Here is a 10,250-nt window from a genome sequence, read left to right as displayed (position 1 = left end):
TTGCCATAACTTATCCTCCGTAATTGTAGTGAAATAGTCTAAATATCTTTCGCCTACAATTATAGAGGGAAACAGAGTGTTAGGAAATCCGCAGGAATATTTGGCGCTTACAATTGTGTAAAGACTTTATGTAAAGACTTTATGGAGTATATCAGCATCAATTCCTTTTCGAAATAAATCGCGTAGCAAGCGTTCGCTTTCCGTACCTTCTGTGCAGCGCTTTGCCTCTTACTGATTATGGTAATCAGTAAGGCGGCCGCACATTTCTACACCTTTGTCAATGGTTGATTTGAAAAAAACTTAACTAAACGTTATTGACTCCGTCCCTGTTGGTTCATAGCAAAGAATAAGACAGTTCCAAATACAGACGTTCTCTCAGATCAGAAAAATTTATTTTTGTAATCTGAGCGATGCGCTCCATACGTTTTAAAAAAGAGCTTCTGTTGATGTACAAAAGTCTTGAACAGGCAGAAGAATTATATAATGATACAATATAAGTACGAAGCGTTTTTTCAAGCTCTGTATTATGAAGCGCATCGTATGCTCTGATTTTCAGGCAGGCAGGATGACAAATTTGTTCCGGTGTAAAATCATCCAATCCATGGGAAAGAAAATAATCGAAAGCATAATGGTCAAATTGAAAACTCCAAAGTGTAGAACTTTGTTTTGAACCGATTTCAAAAGCAATCTGAGTTTGTTTATATGCAGCCGGAAGTTTAGATAAATCGTGGAATTCTCTGCTGATGCCGGCTTTCAGAAGGCTGTCGCGAAGATAATAAGACAGACTTTGCAGAAAAGAGTCAGTGGAACACCGGTGATAGAGATCTGTATTCACAAGAGCAATAATCTGGTTCTTAAATTGAAGACAGATTACAGCTGACGATTGCATTTCAAGACGTTTTGCCAGTGCCATGGTAGTGTCCTCGCTATTATTTGTAAATACAGAAGTAAAACAGACCAATAGAAAGGTGTCATTTTCCTGAAAAGATTTTTCATGAAGCAGTTTGATAAGACTGGTTGTATCAGTAGCTCTGTTATAGAGAAGATCTGTCAGCAGTTCTTTCAATTCAGTATCATGGGGTTCCAGACGGCGAAAAGTACCAAAACGATCATAGAGTTTCTCAATATACTGAGAAAGAATATTCAGAATCTGCATATAACACTGACATTCAACAGGATCGTCGGAGTATGGTATCGACAGACGGCCAATATAAGTATTATTGTAAAAAATATTTTTGTGAAGAAGATTTTCTACAGCAACATAATGAAAGACGTCTGTTTTTTCTTCCAGATCTTTGTAATCCGGCAGGGAATTAAGATAGTTTATATCTTCCAATGGAAGGTAGATATTGTTCTGGACATACTTGTCATATCCTGTAACAGCAGCAAGCCGCTTGGAATAGCAAACGTATTTAAATTGTGTATCGACCAGAGCAATCGGGACAGAGATAAAGATTTCACAGCTGTTAATAATAGCATTATAACTATAATATTGATTCAATGCATCATCCAGTTCTGAATACCATTTTTCAAAAATCTCAAACAGTTCCGTAAGTTCATTGAAGACCTGGAAAACAGAATACCCTTTTGGATAGGCAATATAATTCCCTGGTGTCTTTTGCAGAACTGTTTCATCAACGTCTGCATAAACAATTAATGGAAATGACTTATGGGCTACAAAATGTGGTATCTGGGTGTTGCTAACAACAACAATATGTTCTTTATTCTTTTCTGCTTTATCAGGAAAGATCGGAGGTCCAACAGAAATATCCTGTGAAATTCTGCTGATAACAGCGTTGTTTTTTTGTTTAATTTTATAGAGCAAAAGGGAAATAGGAACTTTCATATCATTTCACCACCTCATTTTAGATACAACAAATTGTATCACTCAACCTGTGAAAATACAAGTTACTTGTTGTCTTGCGAGAAAAAGAGAAGAAACAGTATACTTTTTATACAGAGTAAAGCAGACTACTTAAGGGAGGTAAAAGCTATGTCAAGAGAAAAGTATAATGCAGAAAAAGAACATGAAATTATAGGGATGTATCCGGCAATTAAAGGGATGGAACTTGCCGGTGGCGGAGACAGCAAATTATTTGAAGTACCGGAATATCCGCGATTTTACAGACCGATTGATACGAGAGAAAATTTCAAAATGTTATTCAGAGGTGAAACACCGTACTGGATGGTAAATAATGGATGGGTGTTCTGTGATATCAATGAATTTCGCCCAAGACAGACACCAGATTGCATTGCACATCACCAGTGTCTGGATGGAGGACCATATATTGACTATTCCAAGCGTCCGAAGACAACGAAGGGATGGTTTGGTCTTGAACTGGAGTGGGAACCTTTATCTGCAGGTGCAACGACAAGACCAGGAAATCCAATCATGCCGGATATTTCAGAATGGAGAGAAGTAATCAAATGGCCGGATCTTGATGAAATTGATTTTCAGGAAATGGGAGAAATGAATAAAGAATATCTTGGTACTGATAAGGCCAATCAGCTGGGTATTCAGCTGGGACTCTGGGAAAGAATGATGTGTCTGATGGATGTGGACAATGCTGCCATGGCATTAGTGGATGAAGATGTAGAAGAGGATGTGATTGCATTTTTAGATAAATTATCAGATATGTATGTTGATTATATCGGTCGCGTCATCAAAGTATGTCATATAGACAGTGTTATGCTTCATGATGACTGGGGAACACAAAATGGTCCGTTTTTTTCACTGGATACAGCAATCAAATTTTTTGTTCCACCAATGAAAAAGATCGTAGATTTCTGTCATGCAAATGATATTATTTTTGAACATCACTGCTGCGGAAAAGCTGAGAGACTGGTACCGGCAATGGTAATGACCGGAGAAGATTTCTGGTTTCCGCAGGCCGCTATCAATGACGTAGATGCACTTATTGAAAAGTATAAAGATGAACACATTACATTTGCTGTAAGCAGCCCGATTCTTCCGACAGGCTCCACACCGGAAGAGATTAGAAAAATTGCATATGAGTTTGTGGAGAAATACAAAGATAAAGGTGTTTTATTCTGTCAGGATGTTTCACTGGACGGAAAACCGGGGCATGATTCTTCGTTATATCCAATTTTTGCAGATGCTGTCTATGAATATAGCCGTATTGCTTATCAGGATGCAGAAGATTAGAAAAGTCCATGACTGGAAGGAGGAAAAGCATGAAACAAACAAATACTGGTTATGGTCGTGTAGTGGCAGTGATTCTGTTTCTTGGATTGTTTTGCGGTAATTATTTTCAGTACCAGCTGTCGCCACTGGCACCACAACTTATGCAGGAACTGGAAATGACACCAGTTCAGTTTTCAAGCATCTTTTCAGCACCAATGCTTTCAGCTATTTTTCTTGGAATTATTGCAGGAATTTTGTCAGATAAGTTTGGCGTCAAAAAGATATGTTCTGTCGGTCTTGTAATCATGGCTGTAGGGCTTTGGATCAGACCTTTTGCCGGAAGTTACCTGCCTATGTACACTGCAATGGTACTGTCTGGTTTTGGAATTACATTTCTGAATATTAATATGTCAAAAATCATTGGTGGCTGGTTTGCACCTGAAAAAATCGGTCCGATTATGGGTGTAACCATGGTAGGCTGCACACTGGGAATGACATTTGGTACAGCTACAACAGCATTTTTTCCATCAACGAAATCAGCATTTATTGTGTCAGCAGTGTTTGAAACAATAATTCTTGTACTTTGGATTCTTTTTATGAAAGATGGAAATACCGGCGAAAATAATTCGACTGCTGAGAACCGTTCTGCAAAAGAAGCTTTTATAGCATCTGTAAAGAGTAAAAATGTATGGCTGGTTGGAATTTGCCTGATGTGCATAATGGGATGTAATGTATGTCTGACTTCTTTTCTGCCTACAGCAATAGAATCCAGAGGAATTTCTATTCAGACGGCAGGCATGCTGACAGCGGCGCTGACAGTGGGAAACATGGTGGGTTCATTGGCAGGAACCATTCTGATCGCAAGGATAGGAAAGATGAAACCGTGTCTTCTGATATTCAGTCTGATTGTGGCAGTATGTTCCGCAATCGCCTGGTCATCTCAACCAATTGGTATAGTGATTACGCTTGGCGCAACAGGTTTCTGTTTCGGAGCAATGATGCCAACTTTTATGTCCTTTCCGGCACTTCTTCCGGAAATTGGACCTCAATACGCAGGAACAGCAACAGGAATTATTGCCACACTGGAATTAATTGGTGCAGTAGTGATTCCAACTTATATCATTACACCACTTGCCGGAACAGATTTTAAAAGTTATTTTTTTATGGCAGGAGCAACCATGATTATCTGTGCTGCAGTGATTTTGATGCTTCCTGAATTATTAAAACGAAAAGAATCATAAAGTGTAATATTGTTGAAAACAGATTGAACTTTATCTATTCTATATATTGATTTTAAATATTGAAGAATAATGAAAAGAGGTCGGATCACTCCGGCCTCTCTTTGTCTGATGAGGCCAGCGAATCATAGGTCTCTCTATTTTGTTCTATAATTCTTTTAGACAGTGTCTGTACTTCGTTTGTCTGCGCAGGCTCTGCAGTAGAATCAGCGTCCTGTTCATTGTCCTCACATGGATCGAGGACATACTCTTGATATCGCCAGTCGAAGCCGTATTTTTCCTGAATCTGAAACGGGGTTATGCTATCTGGTTCCACATGATGGATATTGTGCCAGGCGTTTCTGAGCTGCTGGTAGGAGGAGAGCAGGCCTGGCAGCTCGGATAGCTCTGTATCCAGCTCAGCCGGGTTAATTTCGATGCCAAGCCATTCTTTTAGGACGATAAGCGGGAATCCTTGGCAATTCAATTACCGAGATGAAAGCGTAGAATTGTGCATATCTGCACATTGAAATAATATAATAATCCCTTTTCCCCCTTTGATATTAAGCTTGACATTAATGCCGTAACCGGCATACAATTAATCGAAAATATGTTCGATTCTTATTGTGCATTTCCACTCATTATGTTATACTATATGTATGAAAGAAAATCTAATACATTATAGAACTTGTGTATGTAATATTAACTACCATATGGTATGGTCGGTGAAATACCGACGGAAAATATTAAAACCAGAAATTGAAGAATACCTTCAGGAACTGGTGCAGCAGATTGCTGAGGACAAGGGCTTTGCCGTTCATTTATTTGAATGTGGTGAAGGTGACCATGTCCATTGTTTTGTATCAGCTCCACCAAAGCTGTCTATAACAGAAATTGTCAAATATCTGAAGGGGATCACCGGCAGAAAATTATTCAAACGTTTTCCGGAAATAAGAAACCAGCTATGGAAGGGAGAGCTGTGGAACCATTCCTATTATGTGGAGACAATCGGATCTGTATCTGAAGAAAATATCCGCCGTTATATTGAACATCAGAGCAAATCGTATTAAATCAGGGTGGAGTGTAAAGATTCATCTGTATAGCTGTCTGAAGGAGGGGAGAGGAATGCGGCTGTCACACAGAGCATCGTTAAAGATCTGTACGGAATACTCTAACATTATAGGGCATATGTGTTATGCGGCTTCCAAACTCTGGAATGTCTGCAACTATGAACGCCATCATTATAAAGAGCTGGGACTGGAAAAGTATCCTGACTGGTATTATCAGAAAAAAGCACATAAAGGAGATCTGTGGTACAGACAGCTGCCGGCACAGACAGCGCAGGAGACCTGCAAGCAGCTGGATAAAGCATGGAAATCTTTTTATGTCCTGAAAAAGACCGGAGGGATCAAAGAGCCAAATCCGCCCCGTTTTAAACAGGACAATATACCGGTCACATACATGCAGATGGGGATCCGGCATGAGAAAGGCTCAGACCAGCTGCGTCTGTCTCTGCCAAAAGATCTGAAAAGCTATATGGAAGAAACCTATGGAATCCATGAAAAATTTCTATATCTTGAAAATAAGATTTTCAGGAACATGGATCGTATAAAACAGCTGCGGATCTATCCACCCAAAAACGGAAAGTGCGACCTTATTGTCATTTATGAGATTGAAGAGCCGGAACAGCTTTCTCAGAATGGTCATTATTTATCTATTGATCCTGGACTCCATAATCTGATGACCTGTTATGATTCCGGAAATGGCAGGACTTTTATACTGGGAAGGAAATACCTTTCATTGGAAAGATATTTTCATAAAGAGATCGCCAGAGCGCAGTCCGTATGGTATGCACAGCAGTCGGAAAGAGGAATAAAATATCCAAAATCATCGAAACATATTCGGAGACTTTACAGGAAAAAGCAGAATGCAGTGAAGGATTATCTTCACAAAGTGACCAGATGGATTGCAGAATACTGTAAAAAAGAAGATATCCGCTGTGTGGTTGTGGGAGACATCCGAAACATCCGTAAAGAGAAAAATATGGGGCATAAGACCAACCAGAAGTTTCACGGACTGCCATATAACAGGCTGTATATCATGCTGGAATATAAGCTGAAACTGTATGGGATACAATTGATAAAGCAGGAAGAAAGCTATACCAGCCAGTGCAGCCCGTTATCACCAGAAGTATCAAAAAGATATGCAGAAGCATCAAATCGAAAAGAACGGGGCGTGTATATAACTGACGGAGTAAGATATAATGCAGATGCAGTAGGCGCATTTAATATCCTGCGGAAATATCTTTCCCTATCCGGAAAGCAAAAAGAACTGTCCGTAACCGGACTGAAAAATCCAAAAATAATAAAAGTAGCTGCATAGCCGAAAGGCAAGCAGTATTGGTGTCATGGACGCACCCTGAAAAAAGGCGGTATCCCGCCAGATTTCAGATGTTCTGGTAACTCAGTTGCCGAGTAGTTCACGTCTGATTTATCTTCAGATTCAGAATATGTATTTGAACGCGAAATAAAATAGTTATTCAGGTAAAAGATGCTCAGTTTGGCAGTTTTTATAATAAAGAGAATTATTACTATTTTTATTGACAACAGGATAATAGTGGCATATAATCCTTATTAGGAACTAATCCTAATAAGGAGGACGAATGACAAGTAGGAGAAATACCATTCAAAAAGATCTTGTAAGAAATACCGTATACGAAATGAGAAGACACGTTACGGCAAATGAAGTGTATGAATTTATAAAAGAAGCATATCCAGCAATTGGAAAAGGAACTGTATATAGAAATCTTGATATATTGGTAGAGGAAGGTGCATTAAGAAAGGTTGAAGTTCCGGATGGACCGAACCGATTTGATTTTACATTGAAAAATCATTACCATGTAAGATGTATAAAGTGCGGTGAAGTTTTTGATGTGGATATGGATCCAATACCGGATTTGCTGGAAAGAATTCATAACACTCATGGAATTGAATTTGTGGATTATGATATTTCATTTAAAGGCATTTGCTCGAAATGCAGGGAGAAGGTAAAGGAGAAACAGCATGGATAGGAAAGCAATGTATAAGTTGAGTTATGGACTGTTTATATTGGCCGCTAAAGAAGCAGAAAAAAATAACGGATGCATCATTAATACAGCCATTCAGGCAGCTTCGGAACCAAACCAGTTAAGTATCTGTGTAAATAAGCAAATTATACGCATGATATGATTCAAAGAACCGGAAAATTTACTGTATCAGTCTTAAGTCAGAAGGCACAATTTGAATTGTTCAAACATTTTGGCTTCCAATCAGGAAGAGATACCAATAAGTTTGAAGCATTTGAGCAGTGTGCCAGGGGCACAAATGGTATTTATTATATTACAGAAGGTACAAATGCATACATTTCTGTGACAGTTACTAAAACAGAGGACAGTCAGACAATATGGCGTTGCAGAATTTGCGGATATGAATATGTAGGCGAGAAATTACCAGATGACTTTATATGTCCTTTGTGCAAGTACCCGGCATCAGATTTTGAAAAAGTAGTAAAGAAAACGGAGGTAAAAGAGATGGCAGCAAACAAATATGCAGGAACACAGACAGAGAAGAATTTACAGGAGGCATTTGCAGGGGAATCACAGGCAAGAAATAAGTATACCTTTTTTGCTTCTGTAGCAAAAAAGGAAGGTTACGAGCAGATGTCAGCATTGTTTTTAAAGACTGCAGATAATGAGAAAGAACATGCAAAGATGTGGTTCAAGGAATTAGCAGGAATTGGTGATACAAAGGAAAACCTGGCGGCAGCGGCAGAAGGCGAAAATTATGAGTGGACAGATATGTATGATGGCTTTGCTAAAACAGCTGAGGAAGAAGGATTCCCTGAGCTTGCAGCAAAATTCAGGGCAGTAGGTGAGATTGAGAAGCACCATGAGGAAAGATATCGTGCACTTCTTAAGAATATTGAAACTTCACAGGTATTTGAAAAGAGCGAAGTTAAGGTATGGGAATGCCGTAACTGCGGACATATTGTGGTAGGAACTAAGGCGCCTGAAGTATGTCCGGTATGTAATCATCCACAGAGCTATTTTGAAGTACATGAAGAGAATTATTAAGGAGATGAGATTATTATGAAGAAGAAAGTGATTAATTCAAAAAAAGCAGTAATGATAGGCTGTGGCTTTGTTGGTTCTGCATCGGTATTTGCTCTGATGCAGAGTGGCTTGTTTACAGAGATTGTCCTTATCGATGCAGATAAGAACAAGGCAGAAGGAGAAGCGATGGATATCAGTCATGGTATTCCATTTGCAAGTCCGATGAAAATATATGCCGGAGATTATGATGATGTGGCTGATGCTGCAATTGTTGTCATATCTGCCGGAGCGGGACAGAAACCGGGAGAGACAAGGCTTGATCTCGTAAATAAAAATGTAGCAATATTTAAGTCAATCATTCCTGAAATAGCAAAGAGAAATTTTGCAGGTATCATGCTTGTAGTTGCGAATCCGGTAGATATCCTGACTCAGGTAGCCATAAAGTTATCAGGACTTCCAGAAAACAGGGTTATTGGATCGGGTACTGTGTTAGATAGTGCCAGATTAAGATATAAGCTTGGTGAGCATTTATCTGTGGACAGCAGGAGTGTTCATGCATTTATAGTAGGTGAGCATGGAGACAGCGAAGTTGTAGCATGGTCATCAGCCAATGTATCTGGTGTTCCATTAAGTGAAATGTGTGAAATGCGTGGACATTACAAGTACAAGGAAAACACGGCAGAAATAGCTACAGCAGTCAAGAACAGTGCTTATGAGATTATAAACAAAAAGCACGCTACATATTATGGAATTGCAATGTCTGTAAAAAGAATCTGCGAAGTGATTATGAGAGATGAAAAATCAATACTTCCTGTATCACACATGATTCATGGAGTATATGATATTGACGGAGTATCGTTAAGTATGCCAGCTATTGTAGGTGCAGATGGTATTGAGTCTGATATACCTATTAATTTAAGTGGCGAGGAAGCGTTAAAGCTTAAGAAATCTGCAGATTCATTGAAAAAGATTATGGAGACAATTGAATTATAAATTTTACACATGGAAGTAAGGTATTATATTTGTAAGCATTGTTGAAAAGGTAAAGGATAAGGGTGTACCTGTAATTTGTTGCGGAGAACCTATTCAGGAATTAAAAGCCGGAGTGACAGATGCTGCTGTCGAGAAGCATGTACCTGTATATACGATAGAAGACAGTCATGTTCATGTCGTGGTCGGAGAGACAAAACATCCAATGATTGAAGAGCATTTCATTGAGTGGATTACATTAAATACAAACTAGGGAATATACAGAAAACAGTTAAATCCAGGGCAGGAGCCGGTAGCAGATTTTTGTCTTTGCGATGGTGAACAGGTAGAAGAAGTATATGCATATTGTAACCTGCATGGATTATGGAAATGCTAAAAGCATTTATACATATTAAGGTTACAGAACAACACAAATATAACAGTAATATAGGCTGTGTATTAATATATTTACAAGGAGGAACAACGAATGAAATACGTATGTGATGTTTGCGGATGGGAATACGATGAGGAGAAGGGCTATCCAGAAGGTGGTATTGCACCAGGAACAAAATGGGAAGATGTTCCGGAAGATTTTGAATGCCCATTATGTAATGTTGGAAAAGATGAGTTTTCAGAAGTTGAATAGAAGCCTAATCTTTTGTTAAATGCGGATGGATAAACCAAAACCCTGGTGCGTGAGCAACAGGGTTTTTTATTGGTAACCGCCAAATAATGATGCGGTCAGATATAAAATTACTCCAGCCCTTTGCGAGTTGGAGTAATTCACTATAATTCACATGCGATTTTTGATAGATTGGAGTTTTTCACT

General features: G+C 38.9%; 9 protein-coding genes and 2 pseudogenes. 10 read left to right on the top strand and 1 reads right to left on the bottom strand.

Annotated features, from left to right (window positions below; translation table 11 throughout):
* Window positions 1-334: 334 nt before the first annotated feature.
* Complete coding sequence (locus ACTNB8_RS15635; RefSeq protein ID WP_441056011.1) at window positions 335-1,846, bottom strand: PucR family transcriptional regulator; 1,512 nt, start codon at window positions 1,844-1,846, stop codon at window positions 335-337.
* A gap of 147 nt (window positions 1,847-1,993) precedes the next feature.
* On the opposite strand from ACTNB8_RS15635, the gene ACTNB8_RS15630 reads away from it, so the two are divergent.
* From ACTNB8_RS15630 to ACTNB8_RS15585, 10 genes and pseudogenes are all read left to right on the top strand, one after another.
* Window positions 1,994-3,166, top strand: coding sequence for a uroporphyrinogen decarboxylase family protein (locus ACTNB8_RS15630; protein ID WP_441056010.1), 1,173 nt, complete (start codon window positions 1,994-1,996; stop codon window positions 3,164-3,166).
* Window positions 3,167-3,195: 29 nt separating this feature from the next.
* Entirely contained in the window at window positions 3,196-4,386 is a 1,191-nt protein-coding gene (locus tag ACTNB8_RS15625) for an MFS transporter (RefSeq protein WP_441056009.1), read from the top strand.
* Between the two features lie 635 nt (window positions 4,387-5,021).
* Window positions 5,022-5,432, top strand: coding sequence for an IS200/IS605 family transposase (tnpA, locus tag ACTNB8_RS15620; RefSeq protein WP_441056008.1), 411 nt, complete (start codon window positions 5,022-5,024; stop codon window positions 5,430-5,432).
* 55 nt (window positions 5,433-5,487) lie between these two features.
* Window positions 5,488-6,744, top strand: coding sequence for an RNA-guided endonuclease InsQ/TnpB family protein (locus ACTNB8_RS15615; protein ID WP_441056007.1), 1,257 nt, complete (start codon window positions 5,488-5,490; stop codon window positions 6,742-6,744).
* Between the two features lie 280 nt (window positions 6,745-7,024).
* Window positions 7,025-7,432: a Fur family transcriptional regulator gene (locus ACTNB8_RS15610; RefSeq protein WP_441056006.1), complete on the top strand. Its 408-nt coding sequence runs from the start codon at window positions 7,025-7,027 to the stop codon at window positions 7,430-7,432.
* Window positions 7,425-7,912 (top strand): annotated as a pseudogene (locus tag ACTNB8_RS15605) (flavin reductase); the annotation flags it as partial. The gene ACTNB8_RS15610 and the pseudogene ACTNB8_RS15605, both read left to right, overlap by 8 nt.
* Before the next feature lie 18 nt (window positions 7,913-7,930).
* Window positions 7,931-8,473, top strand: a complete 543-nt coding sequence (rbr, locus tag ACTNB8_RS15600) for a rubrerythrin (protein WP_441056012.1) — start codon at window positions 7,931-7,933, stop codon at window positions 8,471-8,473.
* 15 nt (window positions 8,474-8,488) lie between these two features.
* Entirely contained in the window at window positions 8,489-9,445 is a 957-nt protein-coding gene (locus ACTNB8_RS15595; protein WP_441056005.1) for an L-lactate dehydrogenase, read from the top strand.
* Between the two features lie 9 nt (window positions 9,446-9,454).
* Window positions 9,455-9,818, top strand: a pseudogene (locus ACTNB8_RS15590) (desulfoferrodoxin family protein).
* Window positions 9,819-9,908: 90 nt separating this feature from the next.
* Window positions 9,909-10,067 carry a rubredoxin gene (locus ACTNB8_RS15585; protein ID WP_005426676.1) on the top strand — a complete coding sequence of 53 codons (159 nt, stop codon included), beginning with the start codon at window positions 9,909-9,911 and terminating at the stop codon, window positions 10,065-10,067.
* The last annotated feature ends 183 nt before the right edge of the window (window positions 10,068-10,250 follow it).

Source organism: Blautia sp. HCP28S3_G10, from assembly GCF_052065235.1.
GTDB lineage: Bacteria > Bacillota > Clostridia > Lachnospirales > Lachnospiraceae > Blautia_A.
The sequence above is the reverse complement of the archived record's forward strand: the minus strand, read 5'-3'. Positions and strand labels throughout refer to the sequence as shown.

Excerpts from the sequence above, each read along its gene's own strand:
- tnpA (WP_441056008.1), top strand. The coding sequence starts at position 5,022 with ATGAAAGAAAATCTAATACATTATAGAACTTGTGTATGTAATATTAAC.
- ACTNB8_RS15635 (WP_441056011.1), bottom strand. The coding sequence starts at position 1,846 with ATGAAAGTTCCTATTTCCCTTTTGCTCTATAAAATTAAACAAAAAAAC.
- ACTNB8_RS15625 (WP_441056009.1), top strand. The coding sequence starts at position 3,196 with ATGAAACAAACAAATACTGGTTATGGTCGTGTAGTGGCAGTGATTCTG.
- ACTNB8_RS15595 (WP_441056005.1), top strand. The coding sequence starts at position 8,489 with ATGAAGAAGAAAGTGATTAATTCAAAAAAAGCAGTAATGATAGGCTGT.
- ACTNB8_RS15610 (WP_441056006.1), top strand. The coding sequence starts at position 7,025 with ATGACAAGTAGGAGAAATACCATTCAAAAAGATCTTGTAAGAAATACC.
- rbr (WP_441056012.1), top strand. The coding sequence starts at position 7,931 with ATGGCAGCAAACAAATATGCAGGAACACAGACAGAGAAGAATTTACAG.
- ACTNB8_RS15585 (WP_005426676.1), top strand. The coding sequence starts at position 9,909 with ATGAAATACGTATGTGATGTTTGCGGATGGGAATACGATGAGGAGAAG.
- ACTNB8_RS15615 (WP_441056007.1), top strand. The coding sequence starts at position 5,488 with ATGCGGCTGTCACACAGAGCATCGTTAAAGATCTGTACGGAATACTCT.
- ACTNB8_RS15630 (WP_441056010.1), top strand. The coding sequence starts at position 1,994 with ATGTCAAGAGAAAAGTATAATGCAGAAAAAGAACATGAAATTATAGGG.